Raw genomic sequence first — 22,031 nt, 5'->3', positions numbered from 1 at the left:
CGTTATTTTTAGGGGAGAAGGAGAAAGTTTCAATGAAAAAAACAAAGCAACTTAGAGACTTGGTCAATTCACAAAAACCAGAGTTTATCATGGAGGCTCATAATGGTCTGTCAGCCAAAATTGTGGAGGAGGCAGGATTTAAAGGAATTTGGGCCAGCGGGTTATCCATCTCTGCAGCGATGGGAGTAAGGGACAACAATGAGGCCTCCTGGACGCAGGTTTTGGATGTTTTGGAATTCATGAGTGACGCTACCTCCATCCCGATTTTGTTGGACGGAGATACGGGGTACGGCAACTTCAACAATGCAAGGCGCTTGGTGAAGAAACTGGAGCAGCGCCATATTGCGGGGGTATGTATCGAAGATAAGCGGTTCCCCAAAACGAATTCTTTCATTAACGGTCAAGAGCAGACTTTGGCTGATATCGAAGAGTTTTCCGGGAAAATTAAAGCGATGAAAGATACGCAGACGGACACGGATTTTACGGTGGTGGCCAGAGTAGAGGCATTTATTACCGGGAGTGGGCTTAAAGTGGCGCTGCAGCGGGCGGAGGCATATCGAAAGGCAGGAGCCGATGCCGTATTTATACACAGCAAAAGATCGGATGCCGCAGAGATTGAAGCGTTCATGAAAGAATGGGCTGGAAGATTGCCAGTAGTGATCGTGCCTACCAAATACTATACGACTCCAACCGTCAGGTTTCAGGAGATGGGGATTAGCCTTGTGATTTGGGCAAACCATAATTTGAGAGCATCCATTCAAGCCATGAAACAATTATCTGGCCGAATTTATCGGGATGAAAGCCTTGTTCATGTCGAAAAGGAAGTCGCAACCCTCGAAGAAGTATTCCGGCTTCAAGGGGTCGAAGAGCTGCAAGCTGCGGAAAAGAAATATCTTCCATCGTCAGAACCGGATTCGGGTGAGCGCGTATAATGGACACGAAATTGTTAGGAGAAGAGCTGAAAAAATTAGGATTTACCTTTTTCAGCGGTGTTCCATGCTCCTTCTTGAAAAGCTTGATCAATTATGCCATAAACGAATGCGATTATGTTGCAGCGGCTAACGAAGGGGATGCGGTCGCCATTGCATCCGGAGCTTATATAGGGGGGAAGAAATCGGTAGTCCTTATGCAAAATTCGGGGCTGACCAACGCTGTTTCGCCATTGACCTCCCTTACTTACCCTTTTCGTATTCCTCTGCTTGGATTTGTCAGTCTGCGCGGAGAACCGGGGATACCTGACGAGCCTCAGCATGAACTGATGGGCCAGATTACAACGCAAATGCTGGATTTGATGGATGTGGAATGGCAGTATCTCTCCAAGGATTTAGAGGAGGTAAAAAATCAATTGATCCAGGCTAATGAGCAAATTGCCCGGAATCGCCCGTTCTTTTTTGTCGTTAAAAAAGGCACGTTCGACAAAGAGCCATTGAAAAAACAGCAAACCTCCATCCATTTAAATCAGATCCGGCAGCATGGTCGTGCGAATCATCAAATGCCTACGCGCTATGATGCATTATGTGCGATTAACTCCATGAAAGACAGCCATACCGTCCAGCTTGCAACAACTGGTAAAACTGGGCGCGAACTATATGAAATTGAAGATGCAGATAACAACCTGTACATGGTAGGTTCTATGGGGTGCATCGGTTCTTTTGGACTGGGGTTAGCTCTGAGCCAACCAAGCAAAAATATTGTCGTGATTGACGGAGACGGATCTCTGTTGATGCGTATGGGGAGCCTGGCAACCAACGGGTACTACCATACGGCCAATATGATTCATATCATGCTAGATAATAATGCCCATGAATCAACAGGCGGGCAAAGTACGGTATCGCATAATATTGATTTTATAGATATTGCTGCTTCCTGTGGGTATACAAAGTCGATTCTTGTTCACAGTCTCGAGGAACTAAAAGTCTTTTTACAAGAATGGAAAATGAATAGAGAACTTACGTTTTTGTGCCTGAAAATATCCAAGGATTCCAAGGATCAGCTTGCTCGTCCGCATATGAAGCCTCACGAAGTAAAAGAACGTCTGCAGCGTTTTATTCATAACGATCCTTTGAAGGGCAAGGAAGTGGGCGGTTCATGAGTTCTGTCGTCAAGAAAAACATTTTGCTTACCCCTGGGCCGGCAACGACTACAGAAAGTGTGAAATGTTCACAGGTCGTTCCGGATATTTGTCCTCGTGAAGCCGAGTTTGGCCAAATCATGGAGTATATTTCTACAGAACTGACCCGGTTGGTTGCTGACCCGGATGATTATGCGACTGTATTGTTTGGCGGATCAGGTACTGCAGCGGTGGAATCCATCATCAGTTCGGTCCCGAATCACGATGCAGCAATCATTGTCAGCAATGGAGCCTATGGAAAACGGATGTGCGAGATAGCGAAGGTTTATGGGGTAGATTATCTTGAATTCAAAAGTCCCCCCGATGATGCGATTGATTTGGCTGAATTAGAAAGGTTTATCCAATCTTCCGAACGCACTGTCTCCCATCTGGCCGTCGTACATCATGAGACGACAACTGGCCTGCTTAACAAGGTGAAGGATATCGGAGAATTGTGCAAAAGATATCAAATCGACATGATCGTGGATGCCATGAGCTCATTTGCGGCCGTTCCAATTCAATTGAAGGAAATGAACATTGCCTACCTGGCGGCAAGCTCCAACAAAAACTTACAGGGAATGGCCGGGGTTTCGTTTGTGATCGCCGAAAAAAGCAAATTGGAGAATTTGAAAGGCCAGAAACCAAGAAGCTATTATTTGAATTTGTATGCTCAATATAACTACTTTGTGGAACATGGGCAGATGCGGTTTACTCCCCCAGTCCAAACCTTATATGCGCTTAGACAAGCGATTGAGGAATTAAAGCAAGAAGGGGTGGATAAAAGGTACGAAAGGTACGCGACATCCTGGAAAACCTTAATTAACGGGTTAGCCCGGTTAGGCCTAACCTATATCATTCCCGAAGAGCATCATTCCAAGATCATTACTTCCATTCTTGAGCCTCATTGTGCAGGTTATGATTTTCAATCTATGCATGATTATTTTTATAGCAAAGGCATGATGATTTATCCCGGCAAGCTAGAGAAGCTAAATACGTTCCGGATTGCCAATATAGGTGATATTACGTATAAGGAAATGGAGTTATTTTTGGAATTGCTTGAAGGCTATCTCAGTAGCATAAAATGCGGATGAGAAAGGTGGAGTTCCCATGGCATCAGGAGCAAAAGATAAGTGGTACAAATATTTGTTATTGAGAAGGTATGCGTCTCTGAGGTCTTATGTCCCCGAGACGAGGCTCCTGGATAGGCATAATTTCTCGAAACTTCTCTCCAAGTACGTGCATGTTATTGTGAAACCGGTGTGGGGGAGTCGTGGACGGGGGATCTTCCAGGTCTCCTGGTTAGGAAACCATAAGTACATCGTACATTACGAGAATAAAAGAGTTTTAGTAAGGGGTAGAACCAATACGTATCATTATATTAGAAGAAAAATCGGGAACGCCAGTTATATGGTTCAACGCAGAATTACCCGTCCGACCATCAACAAACGCCCTTTTGATATGAGAGTCATCATTCAACGGAGAACCGGCTCACCTGTATGGGTAGTCACAGGGAAGGTTATCAAAGTTGCAGGCAAAGGTTATATTGTTTCCAACAATACACGGAGTAAGGGAACTTTACTCAGTTTTAAATCCGGCATAAAACAATCTTCTGTTCGGCACCTGTCTGCCAGTGCCCTAGAGTCCCGTATTAATCGTGTTTCCATCCGTTCCGCGAAGAGATTAAGTAATTTTTTTCCGGGACATCGTATGTATGGACTGGACATTGGAATAGACCGGAAAGGACGTATCGGGATTATTGAGGCTAATCTTTATCCGGCAAGGTCCCATTTCCGTAAGTTGAAGGATAAAACGATGTATTACCGCATTACGGATTACAAAAATGGATAACATAAATGAAAAGGTGGCTCTGTATTCATCAGAGTCATCTTTTTCTCATACAGTTTCTAAGTCGGGAGTTTTAGTCATGGGACAAAGGATTATTAAATGGTGTTACCACGGGATTTGTGATAATATTTACACCTATATAGAATGAGGAAGTGACATAGTGATTAATATAACAATTCCAACTCCGGATATCACAATTACCAAACAGGTTAACCCTGAGCTCAGCCATATTTACGGATTTACCGACTTTCACCTGATCCCTAGAGATAAGGCTGGTATCTTTATGTTCTACAACACACAGGAGGAATTGCTGTTCGTTGGTAAAGCAAGAAAGCTGAGACAAAGAATCAAAAAGCATTTTGAAGATACCGTATCGCCGATCAAGGACAAGCGGAACGAAGTAGCGATTATTGAGGTTTGTATTGTGGAAGATGCTGTAGAGCGAGAAATCTATGAAACCTACATCATCAATTCACAAAAGGCTAAATATAACGTCGAAAAAGTGTTTTTTAAATAATGAAGTAACTTCCGTATGAAAAAAAAGAGCAATAAGTCGCAGTGACTGTACTGCCCTTATTGCTTTTTTGTATTTCTGCATTTTAGATCCTTCCAGAGAGGGGCCGTGGTATGAACAAAACAGATCGTTTGCTAGCGATCTTGCTAGAGTTGCAGCGTAAGGATATTTTACGAGCCGAGGATTTGGCAGCCATATTCGAAACGAGTGTGAGGACCATCTATCGGGATATTCAGGCTCTAAGTGAATCGGGTGTACCGATTGTAGGAGCACCGGGCATTGGATATTCCTTGATGGAGGGGTACTTCCTGCCCCCCCTGAGCTTTACCGCAGAAGAGGCTGTGGCGTTGCTAATCGGAACGGATTTTGTCGAACAAAAATTTGATACAGACTACGGTATCAAGGCGCAAACCTCCCGCAGGAAGATTGAAGCCATATTACCGGAGAGCGTTCGCAGGGAAGTTTCCCGGGTGCGTACGACCATCAGACTGCTCGCGGTGGGTGAAGGGGTAAACCATAGCGAGAAAACCTGTTTGGAAACGTTGCGTCTCGCAGTATTGGAAAAACGGAAAGTACAGTTTGGCTACTCCAAGAGAATGCCAGAGGCTGACGGGAATCGTCAAAGTGTGCGTGTGGTCGCTCCTTATGGTCTTGTACTGCTCCGTGGTTCTTGGATGTTAATTGGGCAATGCGAATTGCGACAGCAGCTTCGCCATTTCCGTCTGTCACGTATGGACAAGCTTATCGTGCTGGAGGACAGGTTTGAGTTGCCTGTCGATTTTCATTTGCAGGATTACAAGCAAACCGATGACCGTCATGTAACTGTTCGCATATTAGCACGTTCAGATATCGCAGATAAGGTGAAGGAAGCGAACAACTTTTATATGGAGGCCATAGAGGAGCGTGCAGATGGACTGCATGTACTCTTCCGCGTCAGACAGCCAGAGGAACTACTGCAATGGATACTTGGATGGGGCGCGGATATGGTTGTGCTGGAGCCTGAGTCGCTCAGGGAGCGGATACGTGTGGAAGTGGAAAAAATGTTGAAATGCTACTGACATAATGCTGTCAGTAGCATTTTTGTATAGTAAAGCTACTTTGATAGAGAGGGGCAATTATTAATATATGAATACAACTGAAACATTGCAGCGTTTCGAAGAAACGGCACAACACTATCTTCTTGAATTGGACAGCTTTAGCTTGGAGGAACTGCAATACACACCTCAGGAGGGTCAATGGTCGCTTGGACAAATGTATCTTCATTTGGTGAACTCTGCACTGTATATGCATCTTAAGAACATTGATCTTTGTCTACAGCCTAATGGGGAGACAGGAGTTAAAACGGAGGCAGGCACAGCCATTTTTAATCTGGGGAGCTTTCCGCCAATGCGTATCCAAGTTCCACCATCCCCTCAGTACACTCCCCAACAACCCACTAGCAAAGAAGAAATTGTGGAGGGATTAAACGTCGTGATCCGCAAGATGAGAGAGATTGAGCCGACCGTTGGGAAATCAACAACGCTGTTCACCGTCTCTCATCCCAGTTTTGGTGCGTTGAATGCTGGAGAGTGGTTTGAGCTCATTGAGATGCATTATCGTCATCATCTTTTGCAGAAGGAGCGCTTGAAGCACGCAATAGCCGATTAATCGTCTCCCGACGCAGCCCAATAAACTGGCCGATTTCCTCCTGCGTCAGCACGTCCGTTAACGTGGCGGGTGCGATGTAGGAGTGGAACCAGCGTTGGAGCTTCCGAAGCTTCTCGGCAGGTGACACCTCGGTGAGCTGGTCAATTCGTTGCTGCATCATGCGTAACTTGTCCTGTAGCTGCAAAGCGATAGCCCGACATTGAGCCGGATCTTGCTCCAGCGCCTGATACCATTCTTTTTGCGACAGAACCTCGACCTCAGAGGTTACCAACGCCACCGCTGTACCATAATAAGGATTGGGGCTGATCAGGGAGTGGTGCGGGATGATTTCATCGGGCACAATCACATTAACTAAAATTTGCGAGCCGTCTTCATGGACTCGGACAATTTTTAACAAGCCGCTCTTTAAGTGATATAAAGGGCCGGATTCTCCTTGTCGAAATAAGGTCTCGCCTTTGTTTAATATCATGAACGTAAACAGCCTCCATTCCATGTATTCCAGCTTTTAGATGAACCCGCCATTGACGCGGATCGTTTGCCCGGTAACCCACTGTGATTTGGCGCTGACCAGGAACTCAATCACATCAGCGATATCTTCCGGTTCGCCGAGCCGACCCATAGCATTCATTTTTTTCATGCCTTCGATTTGCTGCTCGGTTTTTCCTGCTTGGAAAAGCTCGGTGTTCACAGGACCGGGAGCCACAGCGTTGATCGTAATTTGCTTGCTTCCGAACTCTTTGGCTAGCTGACGGGTAAATTGCTCCACTGCGCCCTTGGTACCTGCATATACGCTATAGGCCGGGAACATTTGTCCGATCACGGATGTAGACAGGTTCACGATTCTTCCGTAGTTCTCCATATATTTCATGGCTTGCTGACATGCAAAGAAAGTGCCTTTTACATTGAGTGCGAATTGTTTGTCAAAATCAGCTTCGGTCACCTCAGCCAGAGGTTGGGTGATCATCAGCCCAGCGTTGTTAACCAGAATATCCACTTTACCGAATTCAGCAATCGTATTTGTAAATAATGCTTCAATATCACTCATTTTGCCCAGATCAGCGTGAAGTGCAATGGCTTTGCCGCCTTTTTGAAGAATGCTCTTCACGACTTCTTGGGCTTTGTCCGGACTGCTGGCATAATTGATGACTACATTAGCGCCCAGATCAGCCAGTTGCTCGGCAATGGCACGTCCAATCCCTCTGGAGGACCCGGTGATAATTGCTGTTTTTCCGTCCAAATGCTTCATATGTGTTTTGTCCTTCTTTCCTTTATCTATTTTAAGTGATTCCTTTTTCTAAAAGCATCCACACATCCGAAAACTCCTGATTAATCACGGGACTCTTCCATTCGTAAGCATGAGCGGGATGATGAAAACGGGCTGTGGCATAGAAAAGGGTACGCGCCAGTTGGGCTGGCTGATCCGATGTGATGTCCCCGCGTGCAATGATATCAGCGAGCTGATCCACAATGTGGGCGATATGCAGGTCGATTAAATCAGCGGCTTGCTCGGTGACCCTCGTATACATCTCAAACATTTCCTCGTCGTCGCGGGCATAATACTGCTTAAGTTCGACTAAGGTCTGTATATATCGTTTTAAATGTGGCGTTCCCAGTATAGATGAATTCTGACAGACCTCCGTTAACGGGCCAATAATCTTTTCATTCAGCCATTTTTCGGTCACGCCTTCAAGAAGCTCGGCCTTACTTTTAAAGTGTCGGTAAATGGTGCCATGACTTACTCCCAGTACTTTGGCAACATCGGTCACGGAGGTTTTGGCTACACCAAAACGTCTAAGGGTGTCTTCTGTAGCGATGAGAATCTGTTCCTTGGTTAGCACATCTGAGGATTTTTCCATAGGGACACGGTCAAGTGCCGTGTGAGTCACCTCCTTGAAGTCAGGATAACACAAAGAGTATCAAATGACAAATATTCATTTTTGTCATTTGATACTCTTTTTTTAAAGAATCCAAAGAAGTGAACGGAAAAATTACAATAGCGATTCGATGACAGGATCAATGGCACAGGGCTCGGTTGTTACTTCAAATCTTCCTTTTACATGGCCATCGCGATCGACCAAGAATTTAGAAAAGTTCCACTTGATACCGTCGCCAGCGTATATTTCTGGATACTTATCCCGCAGGAAATCCTCCATCCATTGACCGTCTTTGGTCTGGGTATCGAAGCCTTGAAACGGTGCCTGTTGGGTCAGATATTGAAATAAAGGATGAGGAGATGAGCCTCTTACATCCGTCTTCTCAAATAGCGGGAAGGTTACTCCATGGTTCATTTGACAGATTCCCTGAACCTCCGAATGGCTACCCGGCTCTTTTTCATTGAATTGGTTACAAGGAAACGCAAGGATTTCAAAACCTTGTTCCCTCCGTCTTTCGTAGAGCCTCTGCAGATCAGCGAATTGACTGGAGAAGCTACACTTGCTGGCTGTGTTTACAATGAGGAGAACCTTTCCTCTGTAATCTGAGAATTCAATCGGCTTCCCGTTAATTGAGGTTGCCTGAAAATCATAAATAGACATATTAACGTTCCTCCTCACGTTATTTTTTAATACATCATATATCCAGAATTATTATTGGTCTAATATATTATTGGAATCAACTTTATAGGTATTTGCAATAACTTCGTCATGCAAAGAACACTTTGTTCATTTCTCTCTTGAAATCAAAGAAGACTCGCCTTAAAGAAAGTAGGAGATTTGCCTCTTTCATAGCAAACTGTGGCATTCGCCGTTACCAAGATAGAATATAGATGCATATTCATGTAATGTGTGCAAAAACCCAACAGAATCGAGGGATATTCGTGCCCATTGGAAAGATGATTCAATACAAGGAAATGCGACAACATCCCATTTTACGTTCTCACTTGCCCGAAACCCGCTGGATCAGTAATGCAAGGACTTTACGGATGCTGGATACCTATCGCACAGTCTTCATCAAGCCTAATTATGGGAGTGGAGGAACTGGCATCATACGTGCGAAAAAGCTGGGGAGGAAATATGAGATTCGTTGTGGCTCCAGTCGCAGAGTCGTTAGATCCCACGCCGTAAGAAGAGCAGTTAGAACCTATCGGAGACCTCATCGCCGTTATTTGGTACAGCAAGGACTTAAGTTAGCCAAGTACAAAGGTTCCATTTTTGATGCCAGAGTGTATATGCAGAAGCCGGAATCGGAATGGGTCATTTCAGGAATAACCGGCCGTGTCGCTGCACCTCGAAAAGTCGTTACCAACTATCGGAAGGGAGGACATGCGGCGCCGTTGTCCAAAGTGCTTTTAAGGGTCTTTAAAAATGACAGAACAAAAATGAAAGAGATTCTGGACCAGATCACCGAGCTTTCTAGAATCATTGCCGACACGATAGATACAAATCATCCGGTTCGCGAGCTGGGCATCGATCTTGCTATTGAAAAGAGCGGTCAAATCTGGATTATCGAGGCCAATCCGCATCCCGGACATATGTTGTTCAGGCAGCTCCCCAATCACAAGATGATTCGCAACATTTTGAGAAACAAACGTCGTATTCATCACTAGGATAAAGTTTGTGAAATCATTCATTGATAAGAAAAGAGGAGAACGCCCAAGCAAAGATGCGGGAGCGTTCTTCGTTTTTTTTGTTAAATGACTGACGGATTTAAGACGAAGCTTTTATGTTAAAATGTGTCCGCCATCCACATGAAGGACTGTTCCGGTCACAAACTGATTTTGAATCAAATAAATTACACCTCGTGCAACATCCTCGGCAAGTCCAACTCGCTTCACAGGAAGCTTATGCGCGATCGTATCATAGAATTGATTGCGCGTATTTTCAGGCATTTTGCTGCGTGAAGGTGTATCAATAATGCCGGGTGAGACGACATTCACGCGGATGGGAGCAAGCTCTAACGCCAAGGTTTGACCAAGATTCGAAACCGCTGCATTCACAGCACCGAGCGCAGAGGAGCCAATCATCGGCTTGTATGCCACCACTCCTGAAAATAAGGTAATGGAACCCTCGGTTGAAAGTTGGGAAGCTCCGTATTTAGCTGCATAATACTGGCCCCAAAATTTGTTTTCGAATAGCTTGCGGGCTTGATCCGTCTCCAACTGAAGGAATGACCCACCTGAGGTTTCTGCCGCGCTAACGATAAGATGATCATAGGGGCCGACTTTTCCGAAGAAGGATTTTACCTGCTGCTCATCTGACGTGTCCAGCACATGTATTGCAGCACGAGGGCCCAGCATTTCTTTGGCCTTGTGCAATTTATCCTCCGAGCGGCTGGCGATTACCACTTCCGCTCCAAGCGAAATGACTTGCTTAGCTGTTTCTAAACCAATACCTGAGCTTCCACCAATAATGACAATCTTTTGGTTTTGCAAATGGATTCCCTCCTAGTGTTCCTCTGGATTTGTTAATCATGTAATACGGCTTGTAGATGTATATCAAGATCAGTAATAAATTTAGGTATATTTGGATTTTTAATAACATCGTAGCACGCAAAGCTTTTCAAAGGCTCCATGCCGAGAAATGTATGTGCAGAATGCAAATGCCTGAGTGCGGCTTCTAGACTAGCGCCATTAAAAAATTGATTTGGATCATTAAAAGCTTTTTCTGGAGCGTTCCAAGTCGTGGAGAACATATATTTCTTGTCGGTTAATAAACCTCCGCTACCATATTCATGAGCACCCGTGAAGAATACACCGTAAGCATAGACTTCATCCATATAAGTCTTTAATAATCCAGGAACGCTGAACCAATAGATAGGGGTTTGGTAAATGACTACATCCGCCCATAAAAATTTTTCTTGTTCTTCGCTGAGGGTATAGCCATTTTGAACAGACGTTGTTTTGATTTTGTTCTCTTCACTTAAGAGACGCACCATATTGTCCATCAATGTTCGGTTCAATTTCCCTTCAGACGAATCATATTTTTGATGACCGTTAATGATTAGTATATTTTTCATCTCTTCACCTCCTCGTATTAGAGAAAACATGACTTGCTACACCGATATTGTATATGTAGTAAGTTTATTTAGGGAAGTAGTGATATTTAATTCATATAGTTTCCTAAATGGAACTATTGTGATACCATTGGGTTTAACAGATATTTTTGGAGGAGTTCCTATGCACGCCCAAGAACCTATTGAATTGACCAAAGGAATACCAGGTAAGCCGTGTCCTATTGCCCAAACACTTGATTTGATCGGAACGAAATGGACTTTTTTAATCATCCGCGACCTTCTTATCGAAGGAACACTGAGATTCAGCCAACTTCAAAAATCCATGAAGGGGATTAGCCCCAAAACGCTTTCCCTACGCCTGAAGGAACTAGAAGATAACGGCCTGTTAGAAAGAAAGGTATATGCCGAGGTTCCCCCGCGTGTTGAATATTCGTTAACGGAAAAAGGGAAGCGACTGGAAGGTGTTTTTATTGAGCTGAAGAGATTTGGCTTAGATTTAAAAGCAGATCATTGAGGGACATGACGCAGTATTCCAAGGTATCGTTGAGATGAACGATGCCTATTTCTTATATACAAAAAAGGAAGCGCTTACTATAAAGTTCACAGAAAGTTCACTTATGTGGAGGTTTTGACTATTTATATAATTACCAAGGTACACAGAAGGGATGATGGAATTGCCAACAACGAAGAAAGAAGATTTTTATTTTGGTTTAATGATGTGCTTGGGGATGGTCGTATTCATGACATTTTATAATCTATATACAAATGACTTGATTGGCACAATATCTCTAAAAGTAATGTTTCTGCAATTTATTTTATGTTTTATCATTGCTTTCGTATTGGAATTATTTATTGTCGGTCCACTAGCAAAGAAAATAGCCTTCTCATTACCATACGACAAATCTAAAAAGGTATTTGTGATTCTATCCCTCTCATGCTGTATGGTCATTGGAATGGTTCTCTGTATGTCACTTTATGGATTGGGGACGGCTTACTTTTTTAATGGTCTTTCGGGAGACTCATTATTTAAAAATTACTTGTCTTTAGTTTGCAAGAATTTTATTTTTGCTTTCCCTCTGCAACTCTTAATTGTGGGGCCGCTTGTTCGGTACTTATTTGTTAAATTCGTGAAAGGTACACGAATTGCGGTATCTCTAAGCTAAAACGTAGTCAACGACGGTATACGATAGCTCAAAAGCCGCCTTCTGTCTGAGAAGGCGGCTTGTTTTTACGCAGAAATCCCAGTATTTTTACAGCGTTTGTCCGCTGTCCACCGTAATAGTCTGGCCTGTCATGGCTTCCTGTTCCAAAGCAGAGCAGATCATGCTAGCAATATCCTCGGGCGTGGAAATGTGCTGTAGGAGCAAATGAGGAAACAGTTGCTTCATTTGTTCTTCCCTGCCTGCCCACCATCTTGTTGCTACGGCTCCCGGCACGATGCAATTGACGCGAATATCCGGTGCCAGTGCTCGTGCTAAAGATTTGGTCAGCCCGTGGACGGCCGCTTTGGATACCGCGTAGGGAAGAGAGGAACCTAGCCCTGTTTGCCCTGCTATACTTCCCAGATTGACGATAGCTCCTTGTTTACTACGCTTCATAAAAGGAGCTACGGCTCTGGCGCAGTAAAACATGCCTTTTACATTTACATCAAATAGATCATCCCATACCTCTTCCGTGGCTGCCTCCAGATCATCCATAGGAATGTGATGTGTAATGCTAGCGTTATTCACGAGTATATCAATCGTACCAAATTGCTGGACAATCTGATCAACCATAGTTCGAACTTCCTGATCTCGGGAAACATCTGCCTGTAATGCGATAGCACGTCCGCCCTTTTCAAGGATCATACGTACAGTTTCCTCAGCATCGTTTTTAGAGCGGGAATAGTTTACGACTACCGTAGCTTTTCGATCTGCTAAGGCCATACATACGGCTCTCCCAATTCCTGTACCTCCACCTGTAACCAGTGCTACTTTTTGATGTAAATCCATATATATTCGCTCCTTCCCATCCAGTTCATTTTGCGTCTGAAAAATAATATGATCTGATATGTATCATTGTAGAAGATGTATTGTGTTCTGTATAATTGAATTAACTGAATTTACAATTCAATAAAATTGAATTAATTGTGCATATAGGAGTTTGAGAATGGACATTAAAACACTCAAAACATTTCAAATGATTGTGAATTACGGGAGTTTTATTCGTGCAGCGGAAGAGTTGAATTATGCACAATCTACCGTGACGATGCAAATACAGAAGCTGGAGTCCGATATGGGAATTCAACTGATCGAACGGGGCAAGAAAATAAAGTTAACTGAAGCGGGCAGGATGTTTTACGAGCAAAGTCTACATATTGTAAAGGATATGGAGCAATTGCAGGAAAATATGGACAATCTGCAAAGAGGAACCGCAGGCGACCTTCGTATAGGAGTGACCGAACCGACTGCCAGTTACCGACTACCAGAAATTTTAAAACGATTCTTAACCCATTATCCGAACATTCGAGTTTCTGTTGAGTTTGGGAATACCCCTACTCTAAGCGAGCGTGTTCTCAAGGGGGATATTGATTTAGCGCTGTGTTCCGCACCGGATTTGGGCACAGAGCTATATTTTGAACCTTTATTTAGGGAGAAATTTGTAGTTTTAATGCCTGAAAATCACCCGCTTGCGGAAAAAGAAAACATTAGGCCGGAGGATTTACAGGGGCAGCGGTTGCTTATTACGTCGGCCACCTGTCCATATCGTCGCAAACTTGAAATGGTCATGAAGGAATATGGAATAACCATATTAAACACGATGGAAATTGGCAGCATGACGGCTCTGAAATTTTATGTGGAGAGCGATTTAGGTATTGCACTTGTGCCACAAATTCTGGTCAGTTCTGTCCCAGCAGGAACAGCGGTGAGGGAATTAAGCGGCAGCCTGATCGATATGACCTTCGGCCTTCTTTGCAAAGCAACAGACTATCCGCTAAAGCCGGCAGGTTCAAGCCTATACTCTGTGTTGAAGCAGGAGCTTGGGGAGTTGCCTGGGAGCATTAAGCTAGAGTAGCGAGTATGCAGGGAATTGTGTTTCTGTCACCTTCTGATGTAAATACAGTACGGTATAAAACCGACTGCAATAGGCAGTCGGTTCGTTGTTTACTTTTTCTTAATCGGAATCCAAACTTCACTTCGGTAGTCTTCAGCATGTGAATCGCCCATAGTATACACTTCCAGTTCCGGGCCGCCTGAATGCTCATAATTACTGGCAGGGAACCATTCCTGAAAAATTCTTTGCCATACCTTTTGGATCGAGTGAGGCATAGGGCCGATGGATGTAAATACTGCCCAGGTTGAAGCTGGAATGGTTCTGGCTTCTAATCCGCTGGAAGCGGCTACGTCCTCGCTGCCTTCTGCGGCAATCAGGTACGTGAATTTCTCTTCTCCATGTTTGAAATCCAAACAAATACCGAGGATGTCGTCGCCTGTTCCCAAGGCATGAATCTGATCCGATGTACCATCCGCATTCAGTTCATTCCAGAATTTTGGGATTTCTCGAAGATTATCGCCGTTCTTAGTGGTGACTTGAATGGACTTGCCAATGACCGTAAAGGCCGCCTTCTCTATAATTTTGTAATCCATTTCCTGATCTCCCTTCAACGATAGATGGAAGGTGATACGTGGAAAGGCTTTCAGGTTTACCCCAGGGCTTCTGGCCTCAGAGGGCGAAATACCGTGTACCCTTCGGAACGCTTTAGAAAAAGATTCGGGGGAATCATATCCGTATTTGAACGCTACATTCAACACCTTGGCGGAAGAAAGACTCAATTCCTGAGCAGCCAAGGTCAATCGACGTTTGCGCACATATTCTGCAACCGTAACGCCGGTTAGCATATGAAACATACGCTGAAAATGGAAAGGAGACGAGTAAGCTGCCTTTGCAATTTCATCGATATCGAGTGGCTGCTGCATTCTCTCTTCCATCAGATCCAGTGCGTTCTTGATCCGAAGCAACCATTCCAACCGCATCACCTTCCTTAGTTGTAATCATATCATTAGGAGTATCTGTAATCCTGTCTTTGCGTGCTCTTGTTGAACAGGTTCTGTCGCCTAGTTTAATGTGGCTTGTACTTTGTTTCAAGATATAATTTCACGCTAAAATTTTGGAGAAACCATGTGCCTGCCCCCTTGTGTTCATAATTAAAATTTGGGACAATGGAAGAGGCGTTTAAATAGCGCAGATTACTTAAACATGCTATGATGCAATGATGGTTGAGACGAATGGTGCGTGCTTAGTTTCATATAGAGGAAGACGAATTTGAATGTTTTGAAAAGAGGATCGAACATGAAAAAAGAATCCATTTATGGATTAACGCTAGATCAATTGACAGCATGGCTCATCGAGCATGGACATAAGAAATCCCGGGCATTGCAGGTATGGGACGCATTGTACCGGAAGCGGGTTACTGATTTTGCAGCGATGGCAGAGGTTCATGAGGATTGTACTCGCCTGTTGGCCGAGCATTTTTCCATTGAAACACTTGAAGAACACGTGAAGCAACAGTCAGCAGACGGGACGGTCAAGTTCTTGTTCCGGCTTCAGGATGGTAATTTGATTGAGACAGTATTGATGCGGCATAAGTTTGGCTTATCTGTATGTGTGACTACGCAGGTAGGATGTAACATTGGGTGCAGCTTCTGTGCGAGCGGATTGTTGAAGAAGAGCCGTGACCTGTCCAGCGGTGAAATTGTAGAGCAAATTATGAAGGTCCAGCTGTATCTGGATCAGGAACGCCCGGGCGACCAGGTCAGTCATGTTGTTGTGATGGGAATTGGCGAACCGTTTGATAACTTCGTGAACCTGTCCGATTTCATTCGGGTCATTAAGGATCACAAAGGGCTAGCGATTGGGCCACGGCATATTACCGTTTCCACAAGTGGACTGGCTGATAAAATCATTGAATTTGCAGATTCCGACCTACATGTCAATTTGGCGATCTCCCTCCACGCTCCGAATAATGAGATTCGTACTCGCATTATGAAGATCAACCGGGCGATTCCGATTGAGAAACTCATGCAGGCGATTGATTATTATTTGGACAAAACAAATCGTCGGATTACGCTGGAGTACATCTTGCTGAAGGATGTTAATGACGGTAAGGAGCACGCGCTCGAACTGGCTGAGCTGGTGGGCCATCGCCGTAATCTGGCCAATGTAAACCTAATTCCGTACAATCCGGTGGATGAGCATAGCCAATACCAGCGGAGTGAGTCGGAGTCGATTACTGGCTTCTATGATGTTCTGAAAAAACAAGGCATTAGCTGTAGTGTTCGGCTGGAGCATGGAGTCGATATTGACGCGGCCTGCGGGCAGCTACGCAGCAAGCAAATCCGCAAGGATGCCAAGGGTAGCCGCAATGCGGAGCGCGAAGCCATTAGTTAAATACACAAGCGTACTCTCTAACAGGAGTACGCTTTTTTATATCACGAGCCGCAGGGCGAAACGTTACCCGAAAATGTGAAAATAGTCACGTAATAGTTGCTGCTTTTACGTTATAGTGAGTGGTTAGTGGAGGGGTTATATGGCTAACGTAATTTCGAATGTGGCGCTCGTTCCGGGCATTTATGTGATGAAAATAGAGGGAAAGTTTAAAGGGAACATGGGGCAGTTTTACATGCTGCGCAGCGGGACAGGTTACCCACTGCTGCCCAGACCCATCAGCATTTATGATATCGGGGAAGAGAGTATTTCCTTTTTGTACCGGGTTGTTGGAGAGGGGACAAATTTGTTTTCCCAATTACAGCCTGGTCAGGAGATTCATTTAGAAGGACCTTTCGGAAACGGTTTTCCGCAGGTAGAGGGTAGTTTGGCTTTGATCGGCGGTGGCATGGGTACAGCTCCGTTGCTGTTGGCTGCAAAGTATTACCCGCATGCGCACGTTTATTTGGGGTTTGCACAGCAAGCCTTCGGGGTTGAAGCGTTCGAAGCTGTGGCGGCATCTGTGCAGGTCAAGGTAGGGGGAAGCATCGTCGAACAGGTTGATCCGACGCTTTATGCAAATATGTTCTCCTGCGGGCCAACTCCGATGTTGCAAGCACTCGCCATGAAAACGGTGGATACGTCATCCCGTTTATATATTTCAACTGAAAGACACATGGCCTGTGGTATTGGCGCATGTTTGGGCTGTACGATGCGTACCCGTGGAGGCAATCGAAGGGTATGTAAAGAAGGGCCTGTATTCCCGGTGGAGGAGGTGGAGTTTGATGATCTCCATGGTGTGTAATATTGCGGGTGTACCATTCAAGAACCCGATCATCATGGCTTCCGGTACGTTTGGATTCGGACGTGAGTATGCGGAATTTTATTCTCCTGAATTATTGGGTGGTATCGTCGGCAAGGGACTGACCCTGCATCCGAAGGCTGGTAATACGGGATCACGAATACATGAGACAGCATCGGGCATGCTCAATAGTGTGGGGCTGGAGAATCCGGGTGTTGCCGCCTTTTTGAAGGATGAGCTGGATGACATGACACGCTGGAACACGGCTGTTATTGCCAATGTGGGCGGCTCCAATCTGGAGGAATACGTTCAGGCCGTAGCGATGATTACGGAAAACGCGCAAAAGCGTCGCACGATGAACCGCAGAGGCGTTGATATGCTGGAATTGAACATTTCATGTCCCAATGTGAAGCAGGGTGGAATGCAATTTGGTATCCAGACGGAGGTAGCACGGGAGGTTGTGCGTCAGGTGCGCAATGTGACGGCGCTTCCGTTGGTCGTCAAGCTGTCTCCAAACGCAGAGAACATCACACAGATGGCCGTTATGTGCGAGGAAGAAGGCGCAGACGGAGTTTCGCTGATCAATACATTTTCTGCAATGAAAATAGATATACGCCGGCGTCGCAGTGTCTTCGCCAACACGTATGCTGGTCTTTCCGGCCCGGCAATTAAACCGATTGCCTTGCGCATGGTTCACCAGGTGGCACAGGCGGTGTCGATTCCGGTGATCGGGATGGGCGGGATTAGCTCGGTGGAGGATATTATTGAATTCACCATGGCAGGGGCCGCTGCCATTCAGGTGGGAACGTACAATTTTGTTCATTTACATGCAGGGGCTGAGCTGGTACATGGCCTTGAACAATGGATGCAGCGGGAAAAGGTGCAGTCATTGGATGAGATACGGGGAATTTTGTGAATTTGGAACCTTTTTGCATACACTAATTCATATAGAACCGGCTTGTCTTTAAAAGACAAGTCGGTTTTATTTATTTTACTGAAATAGCCAAGCATCAACTAGTGGTTAATATCGCACTTGTTCAAGATGAACGAAATTTGATTTTCTAGCCGATGAATGGCTTCCTCGGACGCCTGGTCGTTTGCACCTTGTTCCTGAAGCGCGCAGAGCTTGCAGAATAAGAAGGAAATTGTCAAACAATGTCGAATATCAAGGGAATATAGGGTCAGAGATAAGCTCTTCTTCCTAATGGGGAGCTTAACAAAGAAGCTAGGTGATGGGGTTGCGATTAAAAAGTAAGTCGAAACCGAGACGACAATTCAAGGTTTCGCTACAATTCATGATTATTATTTTGGTTGTTTTAGTTATCATTATTTCTTTAATTATATCCTTGCTTCTCATTCGTAATTTCGTGATTAACAAGCATTTTGATAATACGAAGGAAAAACTTTCGGGTATTGCCAAGATGGTTGCCAGTGACAACGATGTTATTCGTAATGTTGAGCAGGGAGTTCCTGTGAAGCAGATCCAAGACTACTCGCTTGGAGTCATGCATAACGTTAATGTGGATTTTGTTGTCATTTTGAACCACGATTTAATTCGGCTATCTCATCCGGATGCAACGATGGTTGGCAAACCGTTCTCTGATTTGAATGATGCCAGAAGAGCGCTATCCGGTCAGGGACATTTTTCTGAGAATATAGGTATTTTGGGCAAAGGTTACCGATATTTTACGCCGATATTTAATCAACAGCATGAGGTCATTGGCATTGTATGTGTAGGGCTGACCATGAGAACCCTAAATCATGATTTGATGCAGGCGCAGTATACCATTTTTGGGGGGCTGATGCTTGGGCTCTTTAGTGGAGTTCTGGGCGCGATCATTCTGGCTCAGAAAATCAAAACGATTTTATTTGGGCTTGAGCCGCAAGAGATAGCGACACGATTGCGCGAAAAAGAAATTATTGAAAATGAGGTCGCTGAAGGAATTATAGCCATTTCGGCTGACAAGAAAATTATGCTCATGAACAAAGAAGCTCAGGCCAAGTATCAACTGGCAAACCAAGAGATGAAAGCCCCGATTGGCGAGCAGCTAGATACCAACTTTTATAACGTGCTCTTCAAGAGAGTGTTTGATGATAAAAAGAAAATCAAGGATCGCTCATTTTATGTGAATGGTATAGAAGTCATTGCGACAGTAACCCCTATATATATTGAAAATGAGTTTTTTGGGGCAGTTGCAACGCTGCGCGACCAATCCGAGATGATCCATCTCAGCAACCAGTTAAGTGGTACAAAATATTATATTAACTCCCTTCGCGGACAGACCCATGAATTTATGAACAAAATGCACGTAATATCCGGGCTGATTGAAATGAGGAAATATGCGGAGGTCAGTCAATATATTCAGCAGCTAAATCACCGGTATCAAGATGAGGTAGGCTTTTTGACTGAGAGAATTAAAGTTCCGGCATTAGCAGGTTTTATTATGGGTAAAATCAACGAAGCACGCGAACAGAATATTTCGGTTCTTCTTGCAGAAAGCTCGGATGTCTCTAATGTGGAGATGCAGGATATCGTTCATGATGTCATACACATCCTGGGTAATTTTTTTGACAACGCCATAGATTCCATCTTACAAAAAAAAGAACCCGGCAAAATTGAGCTGAAATTGAATTATGAGTGTGAGGGAAATGTATTCATTTTGAAAGTGAAAGATAATGGTATGGGGATTGATTTTGAGATGCAAAAAAGGATATTCGAGCATGGCTTTTCAACCAAAGGAGAAGACAGAGGCTACGGCTTGAATCTGGTTAAAACCATGGTGGAAAATCATCAAGGAATCATTGAGCTTGATAGCCAACCGGGTCTGGGAACAAGTATATATGTAGAGTTGCCCTGTACATTGGAGGTGACAAATGAATGAAAGTTCTAATTGTTGAGGATGATCCGATGGTTGCTGAGCTCAATCAACAGTTTATCGAGCGCATGGACAATTTGGACGTTGTATGTAAGGCAGATACCGTCAAAAAAGCACAGGACTGTCTTCAAAAGTGGAAACCGGATCTGGTATTACTGGACGTTTATTTACCTGGAAAAAGCGGATTAACTTTATTATCACATATGCAGGAGCATCAATATCATGCTTCGGTTATTTTAATTACGGCTGCAAAAGATATTCAGACGGTGAAGGAAGCTGTTTTTTATGGTGTTGCAGACTATTTAATTAAACCCTTTACATTCGAACGCTTTAGACTGGCTGTTGAGAAAATCCAGCGCCTAGCCACGGTGATGGAGGAAGGGAACGGAATTAATCAAGCTGTTATTGACCATTATTTTAATAAAGAAGAGCATGCGGGTGTGGAAAAGAAAAAACCTGTTGAACATCCATCGCATAATCTACCGAAAAACCTATCTAAAAATTTGTCCAAACTAACCATGACCACGATACTGAAGAATATTCAAGAGCTGGACGGACCATTCTCGGTTGAAACATTAGCCAGAGAAGTGGACTTGTCCCGTATCACGGTAAAAAAATATATTCAGTTCCTGGTGGACGATGGCTTTCTAGTTGAATCGATAGAATACCACAAGGTTGGCAGGCCGCTAATGCTCTATCAGTTGAATCCTGATATAAAAGAACCGCCATTTCCGATGTAATCTGGAAATAGCGGTTCTTTTTTGTTCAACAAGAGTACCGAGCTTCCTAATTATTTCATAGAGAGAACAGGAAGTGGGACTAGGTTATCCGAAGAATGAGTTGTAACGATATCATGGAAGTTGTCGTAGCTAGTTTCAATCATGTTGGATAACGCCGTAACGGTATTCGAGCCAGCATGAGGCGTTACCAAAACTCTTGGATACAGCTCCACAAGCTTCTGGATCGTTGGGTCCGGGAGCATTTGCCATGGTTCAAATGCTCTAAAGAATAATTCATCTTCTTTAGGGAAGACATCCGTAGCGAAGCCCTCCAGATGGTTACTGAGCAAAGCGTCCAAAATGGCTTGGTTATCTTGTAATTCTCCACGTGATGTATTGATGAGAATAGATCCCTTTTTCATTTTTGCTAAAAAGCTGGCGTTAATCATTTTGTCGTTCTGTCCCGGCAGATAAGGAACGTGCACACTAACGACATCACTCTCTGCCAGTACTTCATCCAAGGTTGTGAATGGAATGACTTCCTTGGCCGCATCTGATTGGTACACATCATAACCAATAACAGAGGCTCCCAATCCTTTAAACAATTTGGCCTCCGTCAGACCAATGCGACCAACCCCGATAATCCCAACTTTACAGTTATGGATCTCTTTGCTGAATGTATGCTCATCCACAATAAAATTTTTGAACGAGCTTTTGGTAGTCATATAAGCGGTGTGTCGGAACAGCATCATTGCTAAAGTTAGGGAGAGCTCGGCGATGGCATTCGGAGAGTAGGATGGCACGCGTGCCACCTTCATTCCGAATTCGCTGCAGGCATCCAAATCAATGTGGTTGATTCCGACTGTTCTGGTGAAAACATATTGAATGCCGTATTCATTGAATTTTGTGATATTTTCCCGATTGGCAGCACAGTTTCCTCTTAGCAAAACGGCATCGTGATGCTGTGCCAATTCTGCATTGCTGGTGGTTAACAACTCTTCTACTAGCGTTAGTTGGAAGTCATATTTATTGAGATCCTGGAAATAGGGTTTCTCATAAGAACGGACACCATAGCAAATGATTTTTAACATGTTGTTTTCCCCCT

General features: G+C 44.3%; 25 protein-coding genes. 16 read left to right on the top strand and 9 right to left on the bottom strand.

Going from position 1 to position 22,031, the window contains the following annotated elements; translation table 11 throughout:
- Positions 1-32 precede the first annotated feature (32 nt).
- The 7 genes from aepX to NSQ58_RS04145 all read left to right on the top strand — a co-directional run bounded on the left by aepX (position 33) and on the right by NSQ58_RS04145 (position 6,116).
- Positions 33-932 (top strand): phosphoenolpyruvate mutase, encoded by a 900-nt coding sequence (aepX, locus tag NSQ58_RS04175; RefSeq protein ID WP_028540901.1) that lies wholly within the window; start codon positions 33-35, stop codon positions 930-932.
- On the top strand, positions 932-2,092 hold the full coding sequence (gene aepY / locus NSQ58_RS04170; protein WP_028540900.1) for a phosphonopyruvate decarboxylase: 1,161 nt from the start codon (positions 932-934) through the stop codon (positions 2,090-2,092). The genes aepX and aepY overlap by 1 nt, the downstream gene beginning before the upstream one ends.
- Positions 2,089-3,201 (top strand): 2-aminoethylphosphonate aminotransferase, encoded by a 1,113-nt coding sequence (locus NSQ58_RS04165; protein ID WP_069081032.1) that lies wholly within the window; start codon positions 2,089-2,091, stop codon positions 3,199-3,201. Before aepY ends, NSQ58_RS04165 begins: the two co-directional genes overlap by 4 nt.
- A 16-nt stretch (positions 3,202-3,217) precedes the next feature.
- On the top strand, positions 3,218-3,958 hold the full coding sequence (locus NSQ58_RS04160) for a YheC/YheD family protein (protein WP_053326436.1): 741 nt from the start codon (positions 3,218-3,220) through the stop codon (positions 3,956-3,958).
- A gap of 157 nt (positions 3,959-4,115) precedes the next feature.
- Positions 4,116-4,472 carry a nucleotide excision repair endonuclease gene (locus NSQ58_RS04155; RefSeq protein ID WP_023991017.1) on the top strand — a complete coding sequence of 119 codons (357 nt, stop codon included), beginning with the start codon at positions 4,116-4,118 and terminating at the stop codon, positions 4,470-4,472.
- Positions 4,473-4,582: 110 nt separating this feature from the next.
- Positions 4,583-5,527: a helix-turn-helix transcriptional regulator gene (locus NSQ58_RS04150; protein ID WP_264454380.1), complete on the top strand. Its 945-nt coding sequence runs from the start codon at positions 4,583-4,585 to the stop codon at positions 5,525-5,527.
- Between the two features lie 67 nt (positions 5,528-5,594).
- Positions 5,595-6,116: a DinB family protein gene (locus NSQ58_RS04145; RefSeq protein ID WP_023991015.1), complete on the top strand. Its 522-nt coding sequence runs from the start codon at positions 5,595-5,597 to the stop codon at positions 6,114-6,116.
- On the opposite strand, the gene NSQ58_RS04140 is transcribed toward NSQ58_RS04145, so the two are convergent.
- The 4 genes from NSQ58_RS04140 to NSQ58_RS04125 form a co-directional block, all read right to left on the bottom strand.
- The gene (locus NSQ58_RS04140) at positions 6,049-6,585 is read right to left on the bottom strand and encodes a Crp/Fnr family transcriptional regulator (protein WP_023991014.1); all 537 of its coding nucleotides are present in this window, start codon (positions 6,583-6,585) and stop codon (positions 6,049-6,051) included. The genes NSQ58_RS04145 and NSQ58_RS04140 overlap by 68 nt on opposite strands.
- Positions 6,586-6,621: 36 nt before the next feature.
- On the bottom strand, positions 6,622-7,362 hold the full coding sequence (locus NSQ58_RS04135; RefSeq protein ID WP_023991013.1) for an SDR family oxidoreductase: 741 nt from the start codon (positions 7,360-7,362) through the stop codon (positions 6,622-6,624).
- A 31-nt stretch (positions 7,363-7,393) separates the two neighbouring features.
- Positions 7,394-7,972 (bottom strand): TetR/AcrR family transcriptional regulator, encoded by a 579-nt coding sequence (locus NSQ58_RS04130; RefSeq protein WP_075154961.1) that lies wholly within the window; start codon positions 7,970-7,972, stop codon positions 7,394-7,396.
- Between the two features lie 132 nt (positions 7,973-8,104).
- Positions 8,105-8,650, bottom strand: coding sequence for a glutathione peroxidase (locus NSQ58_RS04125; RefSeq protein WP_023991011.1), 546 nt, complete (start codon positions 8,648-8,650; stop codon positions 8,105-8,107).
- Positions 8,651-8,931: 281 nt separating this feature from the next.
- Here NSQ58_RS04125 and NSQ58_RS04120 point away from each other — a divergent pair, with 281 nt between their 5' ends.
- Positions 8,932-9,660, top strand: coding sequence for a YheC/YheD family protein (locus tag NSQ58_RS04120; RefSeq protein WP_023991010.1), 729 nt, complete (start codon positions 8,932-8,934; stop codon positions 9,658-9,660).
- Between the two features lie 114 nt (positions 9,661-9,774).
- On the opposite strand, the gene NSQ58_RS04115 is transcribed toward NSQ58_RS04120, so the two are convergent.
- Together NSQ58_RS04115 and NSQ58_RS04110 are read right to left on the bottom strand one after the other, a co-directional pair.
- Positions 9,775-10,485, bottom strand: coding sequence for an SDR family oxidoreductase (locus tag NSQ58_RS04115; RefSeq protein WP_023991009.1), 711 nt, complete (start codon positions 10,483-10,485; stop codon positions 9,775-9,777).
- Positions 10,486-10,517: 32 nt separating this feature from the next.
- On the bottom strand, positions 10,518-11,069 hold the full coding sequence (locus NSQ58_RS04110) for an NAD(P)H-dependent oxidoreductase (RefSeq protein ID WP_076295185.1): 552 nt from the start codon (positions 11,067-11,069) through the stop codon (positions 10,518-10,520).
- Positions 11,070-11,229: 160 nt separating this feature from the next.
- Between NSQ58_RS04110 and NSQ58_RS04105 the strand changes: the two genes are divergently transcribed.
- A complete protein-coding gene (locus tag NSQ58_RS04105; protein ID WP_013312645.1) occupies positions 11,230-11,580 on the top strand; it encodes a winged helix-turn-helix transcriptional regulator in 351 nt (116 codons plus the stop codon).
- Positions 11,581-11,740: 160 nt separating this feature from the next.
- Complete coding sequence (locus tag NSQ58_RS04100; protein ID WP_053326631.1) at positions 11,741-12,229, top strand: hypothetical protein; 489 nt, start codon at positions 11,741-11,743, stop codon at positions 12,227-12,229.
- Positions 12,230-12,316: 87 nt separating this feature from the next.
- On the opposite strand, the gene NSQ58_RS04095 is transcribed toward NSQ58_RS04100, so the two are convergent.
- Positions 12,317-13,057 (bottom strand): SDR family NAD(P)-dependent oxidoreductase, encoded by a 741-nt coding sequence (locus NSQ58_RS04095; RefSeq protein ID WP_068939178.1) that lies wholly within the window; start codon positions 13,055-13,057, stop codon positions 12,317-12,319.
- A gap of 157 nt (positions 13,058-13,214) precedes the next feature.
- Between NSQ58_RS04095 and NSQ58_RS04090 the strand changes: the two genes are divergently transcribed.
- Positions 13,215-14,120, top strand: coding sequence for a LysR family transcriptional regulator (locus NSQ58_RS04090; protein ID WP_316244425.1), 906 nt, complete (start codon positions 13,215-13,217; stop codon positions 14,118-14,120).
- A gap of 89 nt (positions 14,121-14,209) precedes the next feature.
- On the opposite strand, the gene NSQ58_RS04085 is transcribed toward NSQ58_RS04090, so the two are convergent.
- Entirely contained in the window at positions 14,210-15,079 is an 870-nt protein-coding gene (locus NSQ58_RS04085; RefSeq protein WP_316244424.1) for an AraC family transcriptional regulator, read from the bottom strand.
- A gap of 316 nt (positions 15,080-15,395) precedes the next feature.
- On the opposite strand from NSQ58_RS04085, the gene rlmN reads away from it, so the two are divergent.
- The 5 genes from rlmN (at position 15,396) to NSQ58_RS04060 (ending at position 20,947) form a co-directional block, all read left to right on the top strand.
- Positions 15,396-16,493 (top strand): 23S rRNA (adenine(2503)-C(2))-methyltransferase RlmN, encoded by a 1,098-nt coding sequence (rlmN, locus tag NSQ58_RS04080; protein WP_023991003.1) that lies wholly within the window; start codon positions 15,396-15,398, stop codon positions 16,491-16,493.
- 139 nt (positions 16,494-16,632) lie between these two features.
- Positions 16,633-17,334 carry a dihydroorotate dehydrogenase electron transfer subunit gene (locus NSQ58_RS04075; RefSeq protein WP_023991002.1) on the top strand — a complete coding sequence of 234 codons (702 nt, stop codon included), beginning with the start codon at positions 16,633-16,635 and terminating at the stop codon, positions 17,332-17,334.
- Complete coding sequence (locus NSQ58_RS04070; protein ID WP_023991001.1) at positions 17,315-18,247, top strand: dihydroorotate dehydrogenase; 933 nt, start codon at positions 17,315-17,317, stop codon at positions 18,245-18,247. The genes NSQ58_RS04075 and NSQ58_RS04070 overlap by 20 nt, the downstream gene beginning before the upstream one ends.
- Before the next feature lie 379 nt (positions 18,248-18,626).
- The gene (locus NSQ58_RS04065) at positions 18,627-20,213 is read left to right on the top strand and encodes an ATP-binding protein (RefSeq protein WP_341056938.1); all 1,587 of its coding nucleotides are present in this window, start codon (positions 18,627-18,629) and stop codon (positions 20,211-20,213) included.
- A complete protein-coding gene (locus tag NSQ58_RS04060; RefSeq protein WP_076156674.1) occupies positions 20,210-20,947 on the top strand; it encodes a response regulator in 738 nt (245 codons plus the stop codon). The genes NSQ58_RS04065 and NSQ58_RS04060 overlap by 4 nt, the downstream gene beginning before the upstream one ends.
- A gap of 50 nt (positions 20,948-20,997) precedes the next feature.
- On the opposite strand, the gene NSQ58_RS04055 is transcribed toward NSQ58_RS04060, so the two are convergent.
- Positions 20,998-22,017 (bottom strand): 2-hydroxyacid dehydrogenase, encoded by a 1,020-nt coding sequence (locus tag NSQ58_RS04055; RefSeq protein WP_341056936.1) that lies wholly within the window; start codon positions 22,015-22,017, stop codon positions 20,998-21,000.
- Positions 22,018-22,031 lie beyond the last annotated feature (14 nt).

The sequence above is a fragment of the Paenibacillus sp. FSL M7-0134 genome (assembly GCF_038007865.1).
Taxonomy (GTDB): Bacteria; Bacillota; Bacilli; order Paenibacillales; family Paenibacillaceae; genus Paenibacillus; species Paenibacillus polymyxa_B.
This window is presented reverse-complemented; position numbering and strand designations above follow the sequence as displayed.

Excerpts from the sequence above, each read along its gene's own strand:
- aepX (WP_028540901.1), top strand. The coding sequence starts at position 33 with ATGAAAAAAACAAAGCAACTTAGAGACTTGGTCAATTCACAAAAACCA.
- aepY (WP_028540900.1), top strand. The coding sequence starts at position 932 with ATGGACACGAAATTGTTAGGAGAAGAGCTGAAAAAATTAGGATTTACC.
- NSQ58_RS04165 (WP_069081032.1), top strand. The coding sequence starts at position 2,089 with ATGAGTTCTGTCGTCAAGAAAAACATTTTGCTTACCCCTGGGCCGGCA.
- NSQ58_RS04160 (WP_053326436.1), top strand. The coding sequence starts at position 3,218 with ATGGCATCAGGAGCAAAAGATAAGTGGTACAAATATTTGTTATTGAGA.
- NSQ58_RS04150 (WP_264454380.1), top strand. The coding sequence starts at position 4,583 with ATGAACAAAACAGATCGTTTGCTAGCGATCTTGCTAGAGTTGCAGCGT.
- NSQ58_RS04145 (WP_023991015.1), top strand. The coding sequence starts at position 5,595 with ATGAATACAACTGAAACATTGCAGCGTTTCGAAGAAACGGCACAACAC.
- NSQ58_RS04140 (WP_023991014.1), bottom strand. The coding sequence starts at position 6,585 with ATGATATTAAACAAAGGCGAGACCTTATTTCGACAAGGAGAATCCGGC.
- NSQ58_RS04135 (WP_023991013.1), bottom strand. The coding sequence starts at position 7,362 with ATGAAGCATTTGGACGGAAAAACAGCAATTATCACCGGGTCCTCCAGA.
- NSQ58_RS04130 (WP_075154961.1), bottom strand. The coding sequence starts at position 7,972 with ATGGAAAAATCCTCAGATGTGCTAACCAAGGAACAGATTCTCATCGCT.
- NSQ58_RS04125 (WP_023991011.1), bottom strand. The coding sequence starts at position 8,650 with ATGTCTATTTATGATTTTCAGGCAACCTCAATTAACGGGAAGCCGATT.
- NSQ58_RS04110 (WP_076295185.1), bottom strand. The coding sequence starts at position 11,069 with ATGAAAAATATACTAATCATTAACGGTCATCAAAAATATGATTCGTCT.
- NSQ58_RS04105 (WP_013312645.1), top strand. The coding sequence starts at position 11,230 with ATGCACGCCCAAGAACCTATTGAATTGACCAAAGGAATACCAGGTAAG.
- NSQ58_RS04095 (WP_068939178.1), bottom strand. The coding sequence starts at position 13,057 with ATGGATTTACATCAAAAAGTAGCACTGGTTACAGGTGGAGGTACAGGA.
- NSQ58_RS04090 (WP_316244425.1), top strand. The coding sequence starts at position 13,215 with ATGGACATTAAAACACTCAAAACATTTCAAATGATTGTGAATTACGGG.
- NSQ58_RS04085 (WP_316244424.1), bottom strand. The coding sequence starts at position 15,079 with ATGCGGTTGGAATGGTTGCTTCGGATCAAGAACGCACTGGATCTGATG.
- rlmN (WP_023991003.1), top strand. The coding sequence starts at position 15,396 with ATGAAAAAAGAATCCATTTATGGATTAACGCTAGATCAATTGACAGCA.
- NSQ58_RS04075 (WP_023991002.1), top strand. The coding sequence starts at position 16,633 with ATGGCTAACGTAATTTCGAATGTGGCGCTCGTTCCGGGCATTTATGTG.
- NSQ58_RS04070 (WP_023991001.1), top strand. The coding sequence starts at position 17,315 with ATGATCTCCATGGTGTGTAATATTGCGGGTGTACCATTCAAGAACCCG.
- NSQ58_RS04065 (WP_341056938.1), top strand. The coding sequence starts at position 18,627 with ATGATTATTATTTTGGTTGTTTTAGTTATCATTATTTCTTTAATTATA.
- NSQ58_RS04060 (WP_076156674.1), top strand. The coding sequence starts at position 20,210 with ATGAAAGTTCTAATTGTTGAGGATGATCCGATGGTTGCTGAGCTCAAT.
- NSQ58_RS04055 (WP_341056936.1), bottom strand. The coding sequence starts at position 22,017 with ATGTTAAAAATCATTTGCTATGGTGTCCGTTCTTATGAGAAACCCTAT.